The sequence below is a fragment of the Streptomyces sp. NRRL F-6676 genome (assembly GCF_000725625.1).
Lineage (GTDB): Bacteria > Actinomycetota > Actinomycetes > Streptomycetales > Streptomycetaceae > Streptomyces.
Map to the genome: position 1 here is coordinate 95,115 of NZ_KL647083.1, position 22,837 is coordinate 117,951.

General features: G+C 70.5%; 9 protein-coding genes. 6 read left to right on the forward strand and 3 right to left on the reverse strand.

All coding sequences use genetic code 11. The annotated features are described in order from the left end of the window. Positions 1-38: 38 nt before the first annotated feature. Positions 39-3,851: a sigma-70 family RNA polymerase sigma factor gene (locus IO29_RS35830; RefSeq protein ID WP_158709278.1), complete on the reverse strand. Its 3,813-nt coding sequence runs from the start codon at positions 3,849-3,851 to the stop codon at positions 39-41. A 160-nt stretch (positions 3,852-4,011) separates the two neighbouring features. Between IO29_RS35830 and IO29_RS31910 the strand changes: the two genes are divergently transcribed. The 4 genes from IO29_RS31910 to IO29_RS31925 are packed head-to-tail and all read left to right on the forward strand — an operon-like array spanning position 4,012 to position 18,760. Beyond that, complete coding sequence (locus IO29_RS31910; protein WP_033224524.1) at positions 4,012-10,356, forward strand: protein kinase domain-containing protein; 6,345 nt, start codon at positions 4,012-4,014, stop codon at positions 10,354-10,356. A gap of 39 nt (positions 10,357-10,395) precedes the next feature. Continuing rightward, positions 10,396-13,437: a DEAD/DEAH box helicase gene (locus IO29_RS31915; protein ID WP_030378417.1), complete on the forward strand. Its 3,042-nt coding sequence runs from the start codon at positions 10,396-10,398 to the stop codon at positions 13,435-13,437. After that, positions 13,437-17,594 carry an Eco57I restriction-modification methylase domain-containing protein gene (locus IO29_RS31920; RefSeq protein ID WP_030378416.1) on the forward strand — a complete coding sequence of 1,386 codons (4,158 nt, stop codon included), beginning with the start codon at positions 13,437-13,439 and terminating at the stop codon, positions 17,592-17,594. Before IO29_RS31915 ends, IO29_RS31920 begins: the two co-directional genes overlap by 1 nt. A gap of 38 nt (positions 17,595-17,632) precedes the next feature. Continuing rightward, positions 17,633-18,760 carry an EcsC family protein gene (locus IO29_RS31925; protein WP_030378415.1) on the forward strand — a complete coding sequence of 376 codons (1,128 nt, stop codon included), beginning with the start codon at positions 17,633-17,635 and terminating at the stop codon, positions 18,758-18,760. A gap of 52 nt (positions 18,761-18,812) precedes the next feature. Here IO29_RS31925 and IO29_RS31930 read toward each other — a convergent pair whose 3' ends face one another. After that, entirely contained in the window at positions 18,813-18,998 is a 186-nt protein-coding gene (locus IO29_RS31930; RefSeq protein ID WP_030378414.1) for a DUF397 domain-containing protein, read from the reverse strand. Next, positions 18,995-19,894 carry a helix-turn-helix domain-containing protein gene (locus tag IO29_RS31935; RefSeq protein ID WP_078618127.1) on the reverse strand — a complete coding sequence of 300 codons (900 nt, stop codon included), beginning with the start codon at positions 19,892-19,894 and terminating at the stop codon, positions 18,995-18,997. The genes IO29_RS31930 and IO29_RS31935 overlap by 4 nt, the downstream gene beginning before the upstream one ends. A gap of 954 nt (positions 19,895-20,848) precedes the next feature. Here IO29_RS31935 and IO29_RS38745 point away from each other — a divergent pair. Beyond that, positions 20,849-21,916 carry a NucA/NucB deoxyribonuclease domain-containing protein gene (locus IO29_RS38745; RefSeq protein WP_158709280.1) on the forward strand — a complete coding sequence of 356 codons (1,068 nt, stop codon included), beginning with the start codon at positions 20,849-20,851 and terminating at the stop codon, positions 21,914-21,916. 77 nt (positions 21,917-21,993) lie between these two features. After that, positions 21,994-22,638: a DUF6461 domain-containing protein gene (locus tag IO29_RS40480; protein ID WP_420705336.1), complete on the forward strand. Its 645-nt coding sequence runs from the start codon at positions 21,994-21,996 to the stop codon at positions 22,636-22,638. Positions 22,639-22,837: the final 199 nt, after the last annotated feature.

Below are 22,837 nucleotides of genomic sequence, written 5' to 3' on the forward strand. Positions count from 1 at the left end.
CTGTGGACTTCTCGGACAGGAGGCGGGGACTGGGCGGCTCAGGGCCGACGCCAGCGGTCCCGGAGGGAGGTACGGCTGCCGGCCGCCTCCTGTACGACGGCGAGCTGCGCCTGGGCTTCGGCGAGCCGGGTACGGGCGTCGGCGAGCTGCGCCTGGGCGTCGCCGAGCTGCGCCTGGGTGTCCGCGAGCCGGGCCCGCAGATCGGTGAGGGCGACCCATGCCTCGTGCTCGCTCCGCGCGATGCGCTCGGTGGCCTGCCGCTCGGCCTCCTCGGCACTCGCGCGGGCTGCCACGACGAACCGGTCCCGCCGCGCGAGCTCGGCCTCGCTCTCCCCCAGCCGCCGCTCCAGCTCGGTCACACGTGCCTGGGCGCCCCGGCGGTACTCCTCCCGTGCCGACGCGACCGCGCGCTCCCGCTCGGCCGCGGCCGCCTCGGCCTGCCGCAGTTCGGTCTCCCGCTCGGCGCCGACCGCCCGGGCGTCCGCCAGCCGCGACTCGAGGTCGCCGATCCGGGTCTCGGCACCCTCCCGGTACGCGCGCAGCCACTCCCGGTGCTGCTCCCTCACGTGCGCGAGCCGCTCCTCGGCCTGCCGCTGGAGATGCCTCTCGCGCCGCTCCCGTACCTGGTCCGCACGGTGCAGCAGTTCCTCCTCCCACGCGTCGAGCTGCCGCTCGCCCTCCGCCCGGGCCGCCGCGAGACGTTCGTCGGCGCTGCGGCGCTCCTCCTTCAGCCGACGGCCGTACTCCCGCACGAGCAGTGCCAACCTGACCTCACGCCGGGTCCGCGCCCCGGCGACCAACCCATCGACGTCGTCCGTCAACGGCGCCATGCCGGCCGGGGGTTCGACCGTCAGCGGTACAGCCGCCGACAGCGACTCCTCCACCGCGGGAACGACCTCCGGCTCGGCCGCCACCGGTTCCACGGCCGCCGGTGCCACGGTCGACGGCTCGACGGCCGGCGACTCGACTGCCGTCGGCTCGATCGCCTCCACCGGCGGCTCCACCCGCGGCGGTCCGACCCGCGCGTGCTGCCCCGCCGACGTTGCCGCGTGCCTCGCGGTGAACTCGCTCAGCGCGTCGCGCACGGCTCGGCGCGGCTCGGCGCCCGTCAGGGGCGCCGTACGAAGGTGCGCCCGCGGCGCCACGCCGGCCAGTGCCTTCGCGGGGTGCTCGAAGAAATGTTCGGGCCGCAGCCCCAGCTCCCGCACGCCGTCGAATACCTCCCGGAGCACTTCGAGCGCCTGCACCACGGGGCGGTCGAGCGTCCCCTTCTCCCGCGCGGCCCGCACCACCGCGTCCGCCGCGGACGAGCCCAGCAACGCCGTCAGCTGCCGCTGCCCCAGCGCCAGCACCGCGTACTCCGCGAGCCAGGGCACGCCTCCGCCCATGGGCGCTTGCGCCAGCGCCAGGGCCCTGCCCCACTCGGCGGTGATCTCCGGCGCGCCCGCACCCTCCGGTGCCTCGATCTCTTCCAGTTCCTCCGCCGTCTCCGGGCGGGCCGGCACCGCGGCCAGGAACTCACGCAGCGCGTCTCGCACCGCGAGCCGCGACTCGCCGTTCACCAGCGGCCTGGCCGCGAGGTAAGCACCGGGCGTCGCCCCGCGAAGCGCTTCGGTGGGCCGTTCGAAGAAGTCCTCGGGCCGCAGCCCCGCATCCGCGACGTGGTCCAAGACGCGTCGGAGTACTTCGAGCGCGGTCAGCACCGGCCGGTCGGCCGGCTCCCGGTCCCGGGCGACGCTCACGACCGCCTCGGCCGCGGTCTGCCCGAGGTACGCCACGAGATCTTCCTGCCCCATGGCGGCGAGCACGTACTCGGCGAGCCAACTCTGCCCGCCGGGCGCCTTCGCCAGCCGAAGGGCACGCGTCCAGTCGGCGGCGACCACGTCCGGCTCCCCGACGCGCACACTCTCGCCACCGTCAGGGGCCGCCCGTCCGGGCTCCGCCGGGACCTCCGCGCCGCTGGAAACCTCCGGAGCAGGCTCCACGGGTGTCTCGCCGCCCCCCGGAACCGCCGTCAGGGCCTCTTCCGAACCCGCCTCGCCGCCACCCGGAACCGCCGTCACGGCCTCTGCCGAACCCGCCTCGCCGCCAGCCGCGACCGCCCGCACGGCCTCCGCCAGTACCGGCTCCACCCGCAGGGGCTCCACCGTGGCCTCCACCGCGCTCTCCGGCCGGGTCGCACTCTCCGCCCGCGCCACGCGCGCCGCCCGGACCGGCCGTTCCGCCCGGGCCCGGCGAAGGGCCTGCCGGGCGCGGGCGATCCGCGCCGCATGCGTCGCCCGTGCGTACCGCGCCGCCCTCGCGGCCGCCGCCGCTTTCTCCGCCGCCCGCTCGGCCCTCTCGCACGCCGCGTCGAGGCCGACCAGGCCCACCTCGCGCAGCCGCTCCCGCAGCGCGGGCCGCATCTTCGCCTCGATCTGCCGGATGCGCTCCCGTGTGACGCCGAACTCGCCTCCGAGTTCGTCCAGTGTCGAGGGATCTTCCCCGTCGAGCGCGAGGCGCCGCACGAGAATCCTCGCCTCCCGCTCCGTGAACGTGCCCACCAAGTCCAGCACGTCCCGCACGAAGAGCGCCCCCACCACCTGCTGCTCCACCGGCGGCAGCACATGCGTGCGCGCCACGAAGTCGGCGAGGGTCGCGCCGTCGCCGATGACGCGGTCCAGCGAGTCCGTACGGCGGCTAAGCCGCCGGGCGTGCTCCACCTTCTCCAGGGTCATGTCGCAGGCCACCGCCACGTCCGCCGCGGTCACCGGGCGCCCCCGCGCGGCCAGGTTCCGCTCGGCAGCCGCCACCTTGCGCACCTGCTCGTGCATGTGGACGGGGATGCGGATGAGGGCCCCCTCATCGGCGATGGCCCGGCTCATCGACTGCCGGATCCACCAGGTCGCGTACGTCGAGAACTTGTTGCCCATCCTCGGGTCGAACTTCCGCGCCGCCCGCATCAGCCCCAGCACACCGTGCTGGACCAGGTCTTCGTACTCCAGCCCCTGTTCCAGGTGCGACCGCACCAGGGAGTGCACGAGCCGCAGGTTGTGGACGATCAGGCAGTCCCTGGCACGGATACGGAGGTCGCCACTCGGCAGCGCCTTCAGCTCCTCCTCCGAGGCCTCCTCCGCGATGCGCTCCGGCCCGCCCCGCAGCAGTACGGCCAGCCCGACCTCGGCCTCCGCGCTCAGCAGCCGCTTCTCCGGTCCCCGGCGGAGGCGGTCGGTCTCCAGCACGGCCCGCGCCGCCGCCATCGCCCCGTCGAGACCGTCCAGCCCCTCCACCACGTCCGCGACGTCTGAGACATCCACGGCATCCGGGACGTCCGGAGCGGCGTCGTCGGCAACCGGCACAACCGCCGCGGCGTCACCGTTCCCCGGCCTGGCACCACCCGGACCACCCGAACCACCCGCGGGCTCTGCCCTCACCGCCCGGACCCGTACGGCCCCCCGCAGTGCCGCCGCCTCCGCCGGGTCGAGCCCCGCGAGCCGTACCACCCCCTCCAGCGCGCCGGAACCGACCCGTCCTTCCACGTCCGCGTAACGCGCCAGCAGCGCCCGCGCCGTCATGACACGCGTGGGGAACACATTTTCTTCACTCTTTCCGCCGACACGTGCAACCTTTTCCGCTCCCCGCGAGTCGCCGTCTGTGTGCACGTGCAACCTCCGCACGGGCAGCCCCAGCCGGGCCAGCTCGTCGCGTACCCGCTCCCGCTCGTCGTCGCCGAGCGCGAGCTCCCGGACGGCCGCAAGGAAGGCCCCTTCCGGTACGACGCCGTCCACCGCCGCGCGCCTCAGCCGCTTGAGCAGCACACCCAGCGCCGCCCGCACATCGGACGACTCCTCCCCGTTCACAGGTCGCAGCACCGTCCCGGTCACCCCCCAGCTTGTTTCACTCAGGACCGTAAGTCTGCGCGTTGATGATGTCAACAGACTAGACGCTACCGCTCCTCACCCATCTCGTGTACGGTGACGAACACTCAGCGCGCACAGAGGAACACGGACCACGGTGACAAGGGGAGCGGCAGTGAGCCAGGGGCTGGTCGACGGCAGATTCCGCGTCGGGCGTGTCATCGGCAGGGGGAACATGGGGGAGGTCCATCAGGCGGAGGATCTGCACGCCCCGGAGGGCACCCCGGAACGCACCGTCGCCCTCAAGACGGTCCTGCGCAGCCGCACCGGCAGCCGGATCGACACCGGCGGCGACACCAAGGCGATGCAGCGCTTCGCGCGCGAGGTGCGGATCATGCGCCGTCTGCGCCACCCCAACCTCACCCGCCTCATCGCGGGCGGCACCGTCACCACCGAAGGCGAGGACGCGGCCCCGCTCCCCTACCTCGCCATGGAGTTCCTGGACGGCGAGACCCTCCGCGATCTGATCGCGGAGGAACCCCAGCTTCCCGTCCCCTGGGCCGCCGCCATCGGCGCGCAGATCGCCGCCGGTCTGGCCGCCGCCCACACCGTCGGCGTCGTCCACCGCGATCTGAAGCCCGCCAACGTCGTCCTCACCCAGGGCGGCACCGTCAAGGTGCTGGACTTCGGCATGGGCAGCGTCGTCGAGGACCCCGACCAGACCCGGCTGACCAGCACGGGCGTCAGCGTCGGCACCGCCCGGTACATGGCGCCCGAGCAGTGCCAGGCCAAGCAGGTCACGCAGGCCGCCGACCTCTACGCGCTGGGCTGTGTGCTGTACGAGATGCTGGTGGGTGTCCCTCCGTTCACCAGCGAGTCGGCCTACGAGCTGGCCGACCGGCACGTCAACCAGCAGCCCGCCCCCGTCCGGGCGATCCGCGCCGAGGTCCCCGCCGAGCTGGCCCGGCTGGTGGAGCGGCTGCTGGCCAAGAATCCCGCGGACCGCCCCGCCGACGCCGTCACCGTACGGGACGCGCTCCTGCCCCTGGCCGCGGCGGACGACGGACACCCCCTCCTGCCGCACTGGGGCGCCCTGGACCCCACGGTCCCCCTCCGCGAGCCCGCCCCGGCGCCCGCGCCCGAAAGCGGGCGGTCCCCCGGAGAGACCGCCACCCCGACCGGCACGACCACATCCCCCACCCCCTCCTCCGTCATGGATGTCTTCGGCGTCCACCGCGCCCTCATCAAGGACTACCGCTCCTTCACCGAGGGCGGCACCGTCATCCGCGACGACCGCGTCGCCGACTTCGTCGAGCGGGACCTGGACGGCAAGTCCCAGTGGCCCGACCCCTGGCTCTCCCTCAACCCCTTCTTCCAGGGCGGCGGCACGGTCGTCGAGCTCGCCCAGGAAAAGGTGCTGCACCCCGAGTGCGCCCGCATCTTCCAGGCCCGCAAGACCGAGGGCGGCACCGTCTGCGACGGCCGGCCGCTCACCCTCCACCGCCACCAGCGCGACGCGATCGACGCCGCCGCCGCGGGGGCGTCGTACGTCCTGACGACCGGCACCGGCTCCGGCAAGTCGCTGTCCTACATCGTCCCGATCGTCGACAAGGTGCTGCGCGAGCGCGACCAGGAGGGCCCGGGCGCCACCAAGCGCGTCCGGGCGATCATCGTCTACCCGATGAACGCGCTCGCCAACAGCCAGCTCCGCGAGCTGGAGAAGTACCTGCGCGACGGGTACGGCGCCGGCCAGGAGCCCGTCACCTTCGCCCGGTACACCGGCCAGGAGGACGACGCCCGGCGCAAGGAGATCCGGGACAACCCGCCGGACATCCTGCTCACCAACTACGTCATGCTGGAGCTGATGCTCACCCGTCCCGCCGACCGGGCGAGCCTGATCACCATGGCCCGGGGCCTGGAGTTCCTCGTCTTCGACGAACTGCACACCTACCGCGGCCGCCAGGGCGCCGACGTGGCCCTGCTCATCCGCCGGGTCCGCGAGGCCTGCCAGGCCTCCGCCCTCCAGTGCGTCGGCACCTCCGCCACGATGTCGACGGAGGGCACGGCGGCCGACCAGCGGCAGGTGGTCGCCGACGTGGCGAGCACCCTGTTCGGCACCCGGGTGCGGCCGGAGCACGTCATCGGCGAGACCCTGGTCCGCGCCACCGGCGAGGCCCCGGACACCGTCCCGGCCGAACGGCTGCGCACCCCCGCCGCCCCGCGCCGCTACGACGACCTGGTGCGCGACCCGCTGGCCCGCTGGATCGAGGGCCGCTTCGGCCTCGTCGAGGACGACGCATCGGGCCGTCTGGTGCGGCAGCGACCGGCGAAGATCGAGACGGCGGCGCAGGAGCTGAGCGAGGCGTCCGGCGTGCCCGCCGAGGACTGCGCCGCCGCCATCCGCGCCACTCTGGAGGCAGGTTCGCAGGCCCGCCACCCGGTCACCGAGCGGCCCCTGTTCGCGTTCCGGCTGCACCAGTTCCTCTCCAAGGGCGACACGGTCTACGTCACCCTGGAGGACAAGTCCTCCCGCCACCTCACCCGCTCCTACCAGCTCGAACAGCCCGGCAGCGGCGGCAAGTTGCTGATGCCGCTGGCGTTCTGCCGAGAGTGCGGGCAGGAGTACCTGACGGTGTGGCGCACCGAGAAGGACGGCGAGGTCCGCTACGAGGCCCGCCGTGACACCTCCGCGACGGGCGGCCGGCAGGGCGACGGCTATCTGTACGTCGACCACGAGCGCGAGTGGCCGTCGAACACGCAGTACGCCGTGGACGACCGCCGGCTGCCGGAGTCCTGGCTGGAGGTGGACGACCGGGGCCAGGAGGTCGTCAAGCGCGCCTACCGCGACCGCGTTCCGCGCGCGATCACCGTCGACCCCTACGGCCGGGAGGGCCAGGGCGAGCTCAAGGCCGCCTTCGTCCCCTCCCCCTTCCTGTTCTGCCTCCACTGCGGCGTCGCCTACGAGCAGACCCGCGGTCGTGACTTCGCCAAGCTGGCCACCCTCGACCAGGAAGGCCGCTCCTCCGCGACCTCCCTCGTCTCGGCGTCCATCGTCCGCTCGCTGAAGTCGGTGCCGGAGGAGGCCCTGGACAAGGAGGCGCGCAAGCTCCTCACCTTCGTCGACAACCGTCAGGACGCCTCCCTCCAGGCGGGCCACTTCAACGACTTCGTGCAGATCACCCAGTTGCGCGGCGCCCTGTACCGCGCGGCCCTGGACGCCGGCGCGGACGGTCTGCACCACGAGGAGCTGGCCTCGGCGGTGACGAACGCCCTCGCGCTCGCCCCCGCCGACTACACCGGCGACACCGACCTCTCCCCCGGCCTGGCCCGCAACGCCGCCCGCACGCTGCGCGACGTGGTCGCCTTCCGGCTCTACCTGGACCTGGAGCGCGGGTGGCGCATCACCATGCCGAACCTGGAGCAGACGGGCCTGCTGGAGATCGACTACGAGGACCTGCACTGGGTGGCCGGCAAGCAGGACCGCTGGGCGGACACACACCCGGCGCTCCGGGACGCCGACCCCGCCCTGCGCGCGGAGATCGTCAAGACGCTCCTGAACGAGATGCGCCGCTCCCTCGCCATCGACGTCTCGTACTTCCGCGACGACACCTTCGAGTCGCTGCAACGCGCCACCGAGGAACGCCTGGTGGACCCCTGGATCCTGTCCGCCGGTGACAAGCCGCGGGTCGGCACGGCGTACCCGCACCCCTCCCGCCCGGGCGCCGACCGCTCCAGTCTGTTCCTCTCCGCGCGCGGCAAGTACGGCAAGTACCTGAGGCGGGCGGACGGTTCGTTCGCGGGCCTGGACCAGGACGATCTCCAGCTGATCATCGCCCAGTTGCTCACGGTCCTCACCGGGGCGGGCCTGGTGAAGGAGGTCGAGACCGCCCCGCGGCGCCCAGGCCGTTACCGCAGGCCCTCCGGCCCGGCGACGACGGGCTACCGGGTCGCGGCGCAGTCGCTCGTGTGGCGGGCGGGCCGGGGCGAGTCGGGCGCGCACGACCCGCTCACCCGCACCTACCAGAGCGGCGACGGCCCGCGCATCAACTCCTTCTTCCTCAAGCTGTACCGGGAGACCGCCGACGCGCTCTCCGGCCTGTTCGCCCGCGAGCACACCGCGCAGGTGGCGCCGGAGGACCGCGAGAAGCGCGAGGAGGCCTTCCGCAAGGCCGAGCTGAAGCTGCTCTACTGCTCCCCGACGATGGAGCTGGGCGTCGACATCTCCTCGCTCAACGCGGTGATGATGCGCAATGTGCCACCCACGCCCGCCAATTACGCCCAGCGCTCCGGCCGCGCGGGCCGCAGCGGCCAGCCCGCGCTGGTGACGACGTACTGCGCCACGGGCAACAGCCACGACCAGTACTACTTCCGCCGCTCCGCGCGCATGGTGGCGGGCGCGGTCGCCCCGCCCCGCCTGGACCTCGCCAACGAGGACCTGGTCCTCTCCCACCTCCAGGGCATCTGGATCGCCGAGGCGGGCCTGCGCCTCGGCCGCGCGATCCCCGAAGTCCTGGACGTCTCCCACCCCGACACCGGCGACCGCCCCGACCCGGCGCTGAAGCTGCTGCCGGAGATCGAGGCCGCCGCACACGACGAGGGCGCCCGGCGCCGCACGGTCGACGCCGCCCTGCGCGTCCTCGGCCCACTGCTGCCCGACTTCGCCGACACCACCTGGTGGCACGACGACTGGATCCAGGACCGGGTGCGCACGGTCCCCGAGCGTTTCGACGACGCCTTCGACCGCTGGCGCACCCTGTTCCGTGCCGCGCTCGACGACCAGTACGTGCAGAACAAGCGGCGACTGGACTACAGCCTCACCGAGTACGACCGCAACCGCGCCAACGCCCGCCGCCGCGAGGCGGAGACCCAGCTCAACCTGCTGATGAACGAGAGCGTCGACAGCAAGTCGGTCCTCTCGGACTTCAACCCCTACCGCTATCTGGCCTCCGAGGGCTTCCTGCCCGGCTACAGCTTCCCGCGCCTGCCGCTGGCCGCCTACATCCCGACGGTCGGCCGCCGCCGGGGCGACGGCGACTACCTCCAGCGGCCCCGCTTCCTCGCCATCCGCGAGTTCGGCCCCGGCGCGCTCATCTACCACGAGGGCGCCCGCTACCAGGTGACCCGCATCCAGCTCCCGCCGGACTCCTCCGGCGAGCTGACCACGGGCGAGGCCCGCCGCTGCGCCCACTGCGGCTACCACCACGACCCGAAGAACCGCGAGGACCGCTGCGGCTTCTGCGACGAGCCGCTGGGCTCGGCCACCTACGGGCTGCTGCACCTGCACACGGTGTACACCACCCGCCGGGAGCGGATCTCCTCCGACGAGGAGGAGCGGCGCCGGGCCGGGTTCCGGCTCCAGACGTCGTACCGCTTCCACGACCACGGCGCCCGCCGGGGCCGCCTCAACGCGAGCGTCGCCGACGCGGCGGGCGGGCCGCTCGCCGGGATCGCGTACGGCGACTCGGCGACGGTCCGCATCACCAACACCGGCCGGGTGCGCGCCAAGCAGGACGAGCCGCCGGGCTACTGGCTCGACCTGGCCGACGGCCGCTGGATGACCGACAAGGACGCCGCCGAGGCCTCCGGCGACGTCAGCGAACTGGATCTGGTGGACGCCGACGGCAACGAGCGGCGCCGCAAGAAGCGGGTCATCCCCTTCGTGGAGGACCGCCGCAACATCCTCGTCGTCACCCTCGACGAGGCACTGCCCGAGCCGGTCGCGCTGACGCTGATGTACGCGCTGGAGCGGGGCATCGAGGCGGCGTTCGAGCTGGAGGACGCGGAGCTGACCGCCGAGCTGCTGCCGCCGGACGACGGCCCCCGCCGCCGCATCCTGTTCATGGAGGCGGCCGAGGGCGGCGCGGGCGTGCTGCGCCGCCTCCAGGCCGAGGACGACGCGCTGGCCCGGGCGGCCCGCCGCGCCCTGGAGATCTGCCACTTCGCGGCCGACGGCACGGACGAGGGCGACGAGGCCCACCGCCCCGGCCGGGCCTGCGCGCGCGGCTGCTACGAGTGCCTGCTGACGTACGGCAACCAGCTCGACCACGCCCGCATCGACCGCCACACGGTGGCGGCGCTCCTGGTGCGCTTCGCGTCGGCGACGGCGACACGGGAGGCGCGCGGGGAGTCCCGCTCGGAGCAGTACCGCCGCCTGGTCGCGGACACCGCCGGGCCGACGGCGGGGCCGACGCCGGTGGAGACCGCCACGGCGGCGGAACTGGCGTCGAAGGGCGACTTCCTCGGCTGGCTGAAGGCCCGGGGCCTGCATCTGCCGACGGAGACCGCCACCCTGCTCACCGAGGCCAACGCGATGCCCGACTACGTCTACCGGGAGCCCGGCACGCGCCTGGCCGTCTTCGTGGACCTGCCGGACACCGAGCGGAGCGCCCTGCGCGACGAGGACGCCGAGGAGCGCCTCCTCGACGCCGGCTGGGAGGCCGTACGCTTCCGCCCCGGCGACGACTGGGACGCGCTCGCCGCGTCCTACACCGACTGCTTCGGCACCCCCGCCGCCGACTGACCGCCCGCATCCGGCCCTTCGAGGAAACAGACGACTGACATGGCACTCACGTACTCCGCCGGCTCGCTGGTGACCGCTCGCGGCCGGGACTGGGTCGTGCTCCCCGAGAGCGAGCCCGACCTGCTGGTACTGCGCCCGCTGGGCGGCTCGGACGACGACATCGCGGCGGTGTTCCCGGCCTTCGAGACGGTGAAGGGCGCCGAGTTCGCACCCCCGGTCCCCGGCGACCTCGGCGACCAGCGCGCCGCCGGCCTGCTGCGCACCGCGCTCCGCGTCGGCTTCCGCTCGGGCGCGGGCCCGTTCCGCTCGCTGGCCGGGATCGCCGTCGAGCCGCGGGCGTACCAGCTCGTCCCGCTGCTGATGGCGCTCCGGCAGCGGACCGTGCGCATGCTGATCTCCGACGACGTCGGCATCGGCAAGACGGTCGAGGCGGGTCTCGTCGCGAGCGAGCTGCTGGCGCAGGGCGAGGCGACGGGCCTGGCGGTGCTGTGCTCGCCCGCGCTGGCCGAGCAGTGGCAGCAGGAACTGCGTACCAAGTTCGGCATCGACGCCGAGCTGGTGCTGTCCTCGACGGTCTCCCGCCTGGAGCGGGGCCTGGACCTCGGCCAGTCCCTCTTCGACCGCTACCCGCACGTCATCGTCTCCACGGATTTCATCAAGTCCACCCGCCACCGTGACGACTTCGTGCGCCACTGCCCCGATCTGGTGATCGTCGATGAGGCGCACACCTGTGTCACCGCCGACGACACGAAGGTGAGCACGCAGAACCAGCTCCGCCACGAGCTGCTGCGCCGCGTCGCCGAGGACGCCGAGCGCCACCTGCTGCTCGTGACGGCGACCCCGCACAGCGGCAAGGAGTCCGCGTTCCGCAACCTGCTGGCCCTGGTCAGGCCCGAACTGGCGGACGTGGACCTGGACTCGGAGTCCGGCCGCAAGCTGCTCGCCCAGCACTTCGTGGCGCGCAAGCGGGCGGACGTACGGCAGTACCTCACCAAGGAGGACGGCCTGGCGGACGACTCGCTCGCCGAGCGCACGGCGTTCCCCTCGGACCGCTACTTCAAGGACGAGACGTACAAGCTCTCCCCCGCCTACCGGGCCCTCCTCGACGACGCGATCGCCTACGCGAGCGAGCGCGTGGAGGAGGCGGACGGCCGGGGCCGGCGCGAGGCCCGTATCGCCTGGTGGTCGGCGATCGCGCTGCTGCGCTCGCTGGTGTCGTCCCCGAGGGCGGCGGCGCAGACCCTCCGGACCCGTTCGGCCGCCGCGGTGGCCGCCTCCGCCGAGGAGGCCGACCGGCTCGGCGCCCCGCTCACCAGCGACTCCGCGGACAGCGACGCGCTGGAGGGCATGGACGTGGCCCCCGGCGCCGAGACGGAGGAGAACGCGGGCTCACGTCTGGCCGAACTCGCCACACGCGCCAAGGAGTTGGAGGGACCGGCACAGGACCTGAAGCTCAAGGCGCTCATCAAGCATCTCAAGGCGCTGCTGGCCGACGGCCACAACCCGATCGTCTTCTGCCGCTACATCCCGACCGCCGAGTACCTGGCGGACCAGCTCGGCAACGACCCCGAGGCGAAGAAGCGCGGTCCGCTCGGCGCGCGGACGGTCGTCAAGGCGGTCACCGGCACGCTCTCCCCGCAGCAGCGCATCGAACGCATCGAGGAGCTGGCGGCGGAGGCCGGCGGGGACGCCGCCGCGCGCCGGGTCCTGATCGCCACCGACTGCCTCTCCGAGGGCGTCAACCTCCAGCACCGCTTCGACGCCGTCCTCCACTACGACCTGGCCTGGAACCCCACCCGGCACGACCAGCGCGAGGGCCGCGTCGACCGCTACGGGCAGAAGCGCGACGAGGTCCGCGTCATCACGCTGTACGGCGAGGACAACGGCATCGACGGCAAGGTGCTCGAGGTGCTGATCAAGAAGCACCGCCAGATCAAGAAGGACCTCGGCATCTCGGTCTCCGTCCCCGACGAGATGTCGACGGGCGTCACGGACGCGATCGTGGAGTGGCTGCTGCTGCGCGGCCGCCAGGGCGAGCAGGAGGCGCTGTTCGAGTCGGACGCGTTCCAGCAGAGCTTCGCCGACCTGGAGCAGGACTGGAACTCGGCCGCCGACCGGGAGAAGGCGTCCCGCTCGCGGTTCGCGCAGCGCTCGATCCACCCGGAGGAGGTGGCCCGCGAGGTCGCCGCAGTGCGGGAGGCGCTGGGCGGGGCGGGCGAGATCGACACGTTCGTACGGGAGTCGCTGCACGCGCTCGGCGCGGTGCTGCGCGAGTCCGGCGGACCGGGCGCGTCCGGCTCGCCCGGCGGGTCCGGCGCGTCCGATTCGTCCGCCTCGTCCGGCGCGGACTTCACCGCGCAGGTCGGTGGCACCCCGGCCGGCCTGCGGGACGCGCTCGCCCCGGTGGTCGGCCCGGAGACGGTGGAGCAGGACCGCCCGATCCCGTTCCGCACGGACCCGGCGGTGGCACGCGGCGAGGCCGCCCTCGTCCGCACGGACCCGGTGGTGGGCGCGCTCGCCTCCCACGTGCTGAACGCCGCCCTGGACCCCGAGGCGGACGGCGCCCGCCCGGCCCGCCGCTGCGGTGTCGTCACGACGGACGCGGTGAGCACGCGCACCACGCTGCTCCTGGTCCGCTACCGCTTCCACCTCACCCTGCCGTCCCGCAACGGCGACAAGCAGCTCGTGGCGGAGGACGCCCGCCTGCTCGCCTTCGAGGGCGCCCCCGGCAAGGCGGTCTGGCTCCCGCCGGAGCGTGCAGCGGCGTTGCTGGACGCACAGGCGACGGAGAACACCGCCCCGGCTGCCGGCGAGCGCACGATGACCCGCATCCTCGGCCAACTGGACGACGTACGCCCGTACCTGGAGTCGTACGGCGACGACCTGGCCGCCGAGCTGGACGCCTCGCACCGCAGGGTCCGCGCGGCCTCCGGCGAGATCGTCCGCGGCCTGTCCGTGACGGCCCAGAAACCGGCCGACGTCCTGGGCGCCTACGTCTACCTGCCCGCCGCTCCCTCCGCCGTCCCGGCGTCCGCCGCCTCCGCCTCCGCCGCCTCTGCCTCCGCTGGAGTGACCGCCTGATGTCCGCCACCACCCGCAACCAGGTGTTCACCGCCGTCCACACGGTCGGCGGCCTGCTCCCGGCCGACATGCTGGTCCGCGTCTCCGAGGGCAAGGACGTCCCCGGCTCGGGCCCCGCCGACTACGGCCTGCCGTCCTCGCGTTCGGTACGGGACGAGGCGGAGCGCAGCTGGGAGTACCTCAAGCCGCTCTGGCGCGACCTGCGCAAGCACCTGCCCGGTTCGACGGAGACGGGCGCCCCGTCCACCGACCCCACCGGCCGCGCCGACACGGACTGGCTCGCCCCGCTCTGGCGCGAGCTGGGCTTCGGCCGGCTCACCCCGGTCGGCCCGGCGGGCATCACGGCGGACTCGGACCCGGAGAAGAAGTTCCCCGTCTCCCACCACTGGCAGCACGCCCTCGTCCACCAGACCCCGTGGAACGCGGAGCTGGACAAGCGCCCGGCCGGCCCGGGCAGCGTCCCGCCCCAGTCCATGCTCCAGGAGTGCCTGAACCGCACGGAGGCCCACCTGTGGGCCGTCCTCACCAACGGCCGCCAGGTCCGCCTCCTCCGCGACTCCAGCGCCCTCGCGACGGCGTCCTACGTCGAGTTCGACCTGGAGTCGATCTTCGACGGCGAACTCTTCAGCGAGTTCGTGCTGCTGTACCGGCTGCTGCACGTGTCCCGGTTCGAGGTGGCGGAGGGGGCGGCGCCGTCGGCTTGTTGGCTGGAGAGCTGGCGGACCGTCGCCATCGAGTCCGGCACCCGCGCGCTGGAGCACTACCGTGACGGCGTCCAGGCCGCCCTCACCGCGCTCGGCACGGGCTTCCTGCGCCACCCCGACAACGCGGCACTGCGCGAGAACCTGGACCCGGCCGCGTTCCAGTCCGCTCTGCTCCGCCTCGTCTACCGGCTGATCTTCCTCTTCGTCGCCGAGGACCGTGAGGCCCTACCGGACCCGCGGGCCGACGGGCGGGACCGCGACCGCTACACCCGCTACTTCTCCACCGTCCGCCTCCGCGAGCGCGCCCTGCGCCGGACCGGCACCGCCCACAGCGACCAGTACGAGGCCCTGCAACTCGTCCTCGCCGCCCTCGGTGACGAGGAGGGCCGCCCCGAGCTCGCCCTGCGCGGCCTCGGCGGCCTGTTCAACACCACGGACGCCGACGCGCCCCTCGACGGCGTCCGCCTCTCCAACCGGTACTTCCTGGAGGCCGTACGCCACCTCGCCCGCGTGCGCGACCACGGCTCCTCGCGCTGGCGCCCGGTCAACTACCGCAACATGGGCGCCGAGGAACTGGGCTCGGTCTACGAGGCGCTGCTGGAGCTGGTCCCCAAGCACAGCGCCTCCGACCGCACCTTCGCCCTCGTCGACCGCCTCGGCAACGACCGCAAGAAGACAGGCAGTTACTACACACCCACCGCGCTCACCGAGACCCTCCTCGACTCGACGCTGAACCCGGTGATCGACGCCGCCGTCGCGCGCGGTGAGGAACGGGCCGCGGCGGCGGGCCGCACGGACCCCGCCGACGCCTCCGACGCGATCGTCGAGGAACTGCTCTCCCTCACCGTGTGCGACCCCGCCTGCGGCTCCGGCCACTTCCTCGTCGCCGCCGCCCGCCGCATCGCCAAGCGGGTCGCCTCCGTCCGCGAGCGCAACCCCGAGCCGACGGCGGAGGCGGTACGGCACGCGCTGCACGAGGTGGTCGAGCGCTGCGTCTACGGCGTCGACCTCAACCCCATGGCCGTGGAGCTGGCCAAGGTCTCCCTGTGGCTGGAGGCCATGGAACCGGGCCGTCCGCTGGGCTTCCTGGATGCCCATATCCGGCACGGCAACGGCCTGATCGGCGCGACGCCCGCGCTGATGCGGGACGGCATCCCCGACAAGGCGTTCAAGAAGGCCGAGGGCGACGACGAGGCCTGGGCGAAGATGCTGCTCGCCCGCAACGAGCAGGAACGGGCGGGACAGGGCGGCCTGTTCGACGTCGAGTCCGAGACGCGGGTCGCCAACACGGCGTTCGCGTCCGGCCTGCGCCGCATCACGACGGCGCCCGCGCACGACCTCGCGGACGTACGCCGCAAGGAGGCCGCGTTCCGCGAGTGGTCGACGTCCGGCGACTACCGGCAGGCACTGCACCTCGCCGACGCGTGGTGCGCGGCGTTCGTGTGGGTCAAGCGGGAGGACGCACCGCCGGCCCTCACGGACAAGGTGTTCCGCGGCCTGGAGGACCCCGAGGGCGACGCGGCCCCCGAGTCCACGCACGAGGAGATCACCCGCCTGCGGGACCAGTACGCGTTCTTCCACTGGCACCTGGAGTTCCCGGAGATCTTCACGGTCCCGGAGGACGGCTCCGGGGAGTCGGCGAAGGTCGACCCGGGCACGGGCTGGGCGGGCGGGTTTTCGTGCGTGGTGGGCAACCCGCCGTGGGACAAGGTCGACTTCGAGGACAAGAAGTACTTCAGCGTGGTCGACCCGGACATCGCGGCGATCTCCGGTACGGCTCGGCGTACGCGGATCGCGGAATGGGAGATCGAGCACCCGGAGGCGGGGGCGCGGTACCGGGAGGCGCGGCGGACGGTCAAGGGGAACTTCCATTTCCTCGGGAACTCGGGAGTGTTCCCGCTGTGCGCGAAGGGGCTGACGGTCAAGGGCGTCAACTCTCTCCAGACCGACACCTTGTTCGCCGAGCGCATGTCCAGTGTGGTGGGGCCAGAGGGGCGGTTCGGCGTGATCCTGCCGACCTCCATCGCGACGGGAGCGGGCTCACAGCACCTCTTCTCCCACTTCACCAGGCAGAAGTCATTGGTCTCGCTGTACGACTTCGAGGTGAGGCGTCCCAGGTCGGCAGCGCTGCCCCAGGGCGGCAAGTGGTTCGACATCGACTCAAAGCAGTCGTTCTGCCTGCTCTCCCTCACTGGGCGTGGCCTGCGGCAGAGTGCTGCTCGGTTCGGCTTCTCCATCGGCGACATCACCGAACTCGATGATCCCGAGCGCGTCTTCGCCTTGAGTTCAGAGGACCTGGCCCTCATCAACCCCAATACGGGCACGCTTCCCAAGTTCCGTTCCCAGCGTGATGCAGCCCTGGCGGCAGACATCTATCGGCGTATCCCGGTGCTGTGGGATGAGGGACGTCGGAACGGCAACCCCTGGGGCATCCTCTTCAAACGCCTCTTCGACATGACCGACGACTCCGACCTCTTCCGCTCACGGAAGGAACTGGAGGACGCCGGCTGGTTGTTGGACGGGAACGTGTTCCTGCGCGGTAAGGAACGGATGCTGCCCCTGTACGAAGGGAAGATGGCGCACCTGTTCGACCACCGTTGGAACAGCTACACCGGAACGGGCACCGAGGACCGCCGTCGAATCGACCCCGTCGAGAAGCAGGACCCGGCCGCCTGCGCCGACCCGCGCTACTGGGTCGCGGAGCATGGACCAATCGCCACCGTCCGCAAGGGCAAGGAGCTGAAGGAACGTGGCATCGCGGACCGCCTCGGCGAAGTGAACTGGGAGCATGACTGGTTGATCGGCTGGCGTGACGTCACGTACTTCACCAACGAGCGAACGGCCATTCCCGCGTTCCTGCCACGAGCCGCCGTCGGCCACACGTACCCCCTGATGCTCCCGCGCGTCTCGCCGCCCCTGGTCGCCACCCTCATCGCCACCCAGTCCTCCTTGATCTTCGACTTTGTCAGCCGGCAGAAGATCAGCGACGCGCACATGAAGCTGTTCGTGTGGAAGCAACTGCCCGTCCCCACCCCCACCACCCTCGAACCGCACCTCCCCTTCCTCCTCCCCCGCGTCCTGGAACTCGTCTACACCGCCAACGACATGACCCCCCTCGCCCGCGACCTCGGCGACGAGGGCGAGCCGTTCCGTTGGGACGAGTCCCGTAGGGCTCAGCTCCGTGCCGAGCTGGACGCCTACTTCTTCCACCTGTACGGCATCTCCGCCGAGGACACCGACTACATTCTGGAGACCTTCCAGTCTGAGTCGGGCGGCCTCAAGAACAACGAGATCGCCAAGCACGGCGAGTACCGCACCAAGCGCCTCGTCCTCACCGAGTACAACCGCATGGCGCAGGCCGACCTCACCCTGGAGTCCCCCCTCGTGGGCAGCGAGGCCTACACCTCGCCCCTCACTCCACCCCCTGGCCACGGCCCCCGCCACAGCGCCTGACAGAGCACACCACCGCCATCCACATCCCAGGGGGGACCATGAGCAACCCGACCCAGCCCGATCCGATGCCCTCGAAGTACGAACTCGAGGTGTGGGACTCCATCCAGCAGTACAAGGGCCGCCCACTGTCACAGGCGATGCAGAACGCCGGCGAGCACGTGGCCAACGGCGTCACACGGCTCGGCAAGCAGGCGGCGAAACAGTTGGAGAAGCACCCTCGCGCCGCGTCGGCCGTGTCGCGAGGTCAGGAGTTCGTAGCCAAGGGCGCCTCCAAGGCCGGCGCGAAGGCACGCAACGCCGCCGAGAACATGCCGGAGTGGGGCGGCACGGCCGTGCAGTCCGTACGGAAGACGGTGGGGAAGATCTCGCGCGCGGGACTCTCTCCCAAGCGGGTGGTGGCGCTCCACACCAAGCGAGGCCACGAGGTCGCCTCGCTCTCCGACGTGCGCCAACTCGACCTCGAACTCGTTGAGAAGGTGCGCGGCCGGGCGGCGAACTGGTACTACCCCATCATGGCAGCGCTCTCAGGAGCGGGCGCCGGGCTTGCGATCACCGGTGGACAGCTCGCGATCACCGCCTCCGCCGGCGCCGCGGCGGCTCCTTCGGCCGGTGCGATCGCGGGAGCGTTCACTGCCGACACCGCAGCCGTACTCGGACTGTCGTCCCGGGCCGTCGGTCAGATCTCCCTGTTCTACGGATACGACCCCGAAGACCCGTCCGAGAAGCTCTTCATCATGTCTGTCGTCAACTTGGGGACCGCGAGTTCGGCCACTGCCAAGAACGCCGCGATGGCCGACATCTCGAAGCTCACCCAGGCACTCTTCCGCGGCAAGACGTGGGACGTCCTCAGCAACTCCTTCGTCACCAAGGTCGCCGAGAAGTTCACCAAGGCGTTCGGCGTCCGCCTCACCAAGAAGGGGCTCGGCAAGGCCGTACCCGCCTTCGGCATCGTCGTCGGTTCCACGCTCAACTGGGCGACGCTGGAAGGGATCGTCGACGCGGCCGAGATGGCGTATCGACGCCGGTTCCTGCTGGAGAAGTACCCGTACCTCGCGGAGGAGGAGGCGTTCGTGACGTTCACCGACGCGGACGTCTCCGACGACGTCGACGAGAAGATCAGCGTGCTCGACGAGATCGTCGACGAGGGCGGCCCGGACCTTCGCTGACGTGACGTCCCGGCGGTGCGCGTCCCCACGCCCACCGCCGGGAGCAAGCGGCTCAGTCCCCGGCCGCGAACGCCACGAAGTGAGCCCAGCCCTCACGCCCTACGGCGAACGGCTGCCTTGCCACGTCCTTGGAATCCCGTACGTGGACGGCTTCCTCAGCGACGGCGATCTCCACACAGTCGTCGCCCTGTGCGCTGCTGTAGCTGGACTTGAACCAACCGAGTTCGGACGTCTTCATAGTGCTCCTCTGATCCGCATCAGCAGGCCCATGGAGTCCTTGGGTGAGAGTGCCTGCGAACGCAGTCTTGCATAGCGCATATGGATGCGGCTCACCTCTTTCGCACCAGTGATCAAGCGGCCGTTCTCCTGCCCCTCGGAGTACGCTCGCCAGCGGCCGTCCGGCACCTCCAGCAGTCGTACGGGCCCCGAAAGGCACGCGTGCTGCTCGCTGTTCGCAGGCATGACCTGGACGGTGACGTTGCGCAGCAAGCCAAGCTCAAGAATGAGGTCGAGCTGCTCCGCAGTGACCTGCGGCCCTCCCAAGTGGCGCATGAACACTGCCTCTTCGATGATGAAGTCGAACGCCGTGTTGGGTCGTTCGCGGAGCAGTCGCTGACGCTCCATGCGCACCTGCACGGTGGTTTCCAGAGCGTCATCCGACAGAGGCGGGATCTCGTTCTCGCAGAGAGCCCGCACGTACCCCTCCGACTGCAACAGCCCAGGGATCAGCCGACACTCGTACGTGCACAGACTCACCGCCGTACGCTCCAGCCTTGCCCACTGCCGAAACCAGGCCGCAAGGCCCACGTCCCCCCTCGTCAAAAACCTGGCCGAACGCCGCAACGCCCCCGTGTTACCGGTCGCCCCCTCCGCCCGCTCCACGAAGGACTCGTCCGGCATCCTCCTCCCCAACTCCACGGACTCCACCGTGTGCCTGGAGAACCGCACCAGCTCACCGAACTCCGCCCGGCTCAGCCCCGCGTGCTCGCGCAGCGCCTGCACCACCGCCCCGAACGTCCGCAGGCTGTCCGACGGATCCGGCTCCCGCTCACACTCCCCACCCGACACCCCCGGCCCCACCGCTCCCCCCGGCTCCGCCGGATCCACGGCCCCCACGTGGTCGGTCGTCGTCATTGCGAGGTCACCTCCAGATACATACACACGCGCCAAGTCCCCCGCGATCAGGGTGCGAAGGTTCCCACCGTGACCCACCGGAATTCGTACAGTCCACCGAACGCGTCCGTACGCTGACGCACCGTACGGACACGTTCACGCGGCAGTCCGCAGGAGCACTTCCGGAAATGCCCGTTGCCGAGGTCAACGCGATAACTGTTCGGTGGCGATCCGCCCCACCTCGGCGATGACACCGACCGGGAGGCCGGCGGTCTGGGTACTCCTCGTTCGGGTTGTCATCCCACTTCCAGTCAGGTCACAGCCCTGCCTCGTCCGCCGCGTCCGCGCGGATCTTCCGGATCTTGCGAGAAGGGCGCACGCCCTCCTCGGCCACCACCTCGCCGGCGCCGCACCCCGGCCCCCGGCGTGGCCGTCCGTCCTGCCCGCCACCGCTCGGCGATGTGCTGGCCACGTCCCGCCTGGGAGAACCGGTCGAGACCGGAGCTGGTGGCGCACTGAGTAGTTCATGGAGCAACCGCGGAAAGGCTGACCGCCAACGACCGGACGCTCACACCGGCCACTCATGAAGTGAATTCCAGCCATTCATGCGCCTTACGACTGGCCTGCGGCGGGTCCGATCAGAAGACTATCGACCAACCGCACCGCTGCGATCCGAGGTACTCCATGCCGAAGAAATCGTTCAGACACAGATGGCCTGTGACCTTTGTCGCTCTGTCCACGTTAGCAGTGTCGATAATAGGAGGGAGTCCTGCGGCACAGGCGAGCCCTCTCGACGGGCTCGTCGACATCGGTAAAGTGACGCAGACTGAAATAGCGTCCAAGTTGGCTACTTCACAGCCGAAAAGCCTCAGTGACGGAGTGTCACCCTCCCGAAAGAGCTGCGAAACGTTCACGAACGGGGACAAACTCTGCAACCAAGTTGCAGCCGACTTGTCTGCGGCGACAAAATCAGCCATGTCGACTCTGGACGACACAGATGAGGCGCACGACGACGACTCGGACCCGGGAACTGACGGAGAAACTCCCGCGAGCTGCTCGGTTACGCTCAACTCGTACAACTATTCTCGATTCAGCTACTGCTACAACTTGACCGTCACTACGACATTCACTGACGCCAAAGATGGAGTATTCGTTAGCCACAGCCTTATCAACGGCAGAGGGACTCTCCACAGGAACAGCGGATTCTGGCAAGAGGAGGATCTGATAACGCTTGTTGACGGCGAAGGGCCATTGGCGACATCGAACGTCTTGTTCAACGCGGGGTGCAGCGGGGGATCCTGCGTGGCACTTTCGAATTGGCCCACGACAGGGACCCCTATGGTCCCGGGAGAAAGCCTGACTGCGGATATCACTTTCAGCGCCGCCCCAGCAGCCGGCGAGAGCAACAACCTCTCGCCTTCATACACCTACAGCGCGAGGCCGGCCACTAAGCCAGCTACTGGCACTCCGGCCACCTGGAGTGCCACGAGACCTGTCAGGTGCGACAAAACCATGGTCAGGAATACGTCAATTGGATGCGTGATTGCATCCCACATTCCCGTTCTCAGTATATCTGCTGCGGACAACAGATACGGGGCCGCGGCAGTCACGTATCTGTACGGAGAGATCTACTTGGCGGGAAAGTTCGGAACCTCGGAATCCAAGCTGACACGCATCGACGATGTAGCCAAAAAAACTAAGAACAGGAGACAGACCTGCGAGGATCTGGCCTCGGTGAAATTCGAGCCCAGGGATGATATTGTGCCGAACGACTCCTGCGATGAATACCCATTCGCGGGTACCAAGCAGGGAGGTACCGACGGGGCGCTGTGCGCCGAAATAGTCCCACTCTGGCACACCGACGACAAGTCGTGGCACATACACACTTTCACCAACCATCCCAACACCGGCAAAGAACCATGCGTCCGTTCACACGTTCCACTGCTACAGAACACCACCGCCGGCTCCAAGTACGCTGGATTCATCAATAGCTGGCATGTAATCGGCGGCGAGGACTTCATAGTTCACCCAACACTCACCTGATCTTCTAGCGTCGCGATCAGAGCCGACTTCAGCGAGAGCGGGCGCATGCTTCGAAAGGCGGCCCGCCGGGGGGTATAGTGTCATATTCCTCAAGTGACGAGGACGCACTGTTCGGGCTCGAGCTTCCCGGATTCCAGTTGTCCTACATCCGCGGTGTTTCTCCAGACATTCTGTTGCGTTGCATGGGAGTGGAACAGCCGGCCTCAGGCGAACCCGCACTGGACCTGTGGGAATCGCAGAAGCTAGTTCCCTCCGACCCAGACGGTGCAGTGGTGCGAGCAACTGAGCTGGGTGAATGGTCCCTCTGTTTTGAAGCGTGGGGGGCGGCATCGATATGCCAGAACCTGTTGAGTGGCATCTCTCAACAGTCCGAGGCAGTGCTCTACCATAATGGCGGCACGGGAATGGATACGGTTTGGCGATGGGAGAGCGGGAAGCTCGTTGAGGTTTTCGAAGTTCTCAATCCGTCGTCACTGCGCGCTTACGCTCGGAAGACACTCTGGGATTCTGCCCAACGTCATGCGGTCAGGGTGGATGATCGGGGCTCCGCCACTCTACAGGCGATACACGAATACATCGGACACACTCCCTCGATCGAACTACTGACGGGACCGATGCACACTGCGTGGGTACCTTATTCTGCGCTCCCTGAAAAAGTGGACGAAATCTTCCCTCCGCGAGTCCCGCAACATCACACAGATCCGCGTGAGCTCAATAATTGAGACCGGCTGAAGGCGCGGGTACGCGGACGGGTGTTCCGCACGCTGGACGCGGAGGTCCGGCGGCAGCAGGTGCTGCCGCCGGACCTCGCCTGCATCAGTAACGCTGCTCGACCGTGCGGTCGTCGGTGTGCACGAGGTCGTCGTCCGGCGCGAGCCCCATCGCCTCACGCTCGGGCGACGCCCAGTACAGCGCGTTGCC

Coding starts and splice junctions, on each gene's coding strand:
- IO29_RS31915 (WP_030378417.1), top strand. CDS start 10,396: ATGGCACTCACGTACTCCGCCGGCTCGCTGGTGACCGCTCGCGGCCGG.
- IO29_RS31920 (WP_030378416.1), top strand. CDS start 13,437: ATGTCCGCCACCACCCGCAACCAGGTGTTCACCGCCGTCCACACGGTC.
- IO29_RS31925 (WP_030378415.1), top strand. CDS start 17,633: ATGAGCAACCCGACCCAGCCCGATCCGATGCCCTCGAAGTACGAACTC.
- IO29_RS31930 (WP_030378414.1), bottom strand. CDS start 18,998: ATGAAGACGTCCGAACTCGGTTGGTTCAAGTCCAGCTACAGCAGCGCA.
- IO29_RS31935 (WP_078618127.1), bottom strand. CDS start 19,894: ATGACGACGACCGACCACGTGGGGGCCGTGGATCCGGCGGAGCCGGGG.
- IO29_RS38745 (WP_158709280.1), top strand. CDS start 20,849: ATGTCGACTCTGGACGACACAGATGAGGCGCACGACGACGACTCGGAC.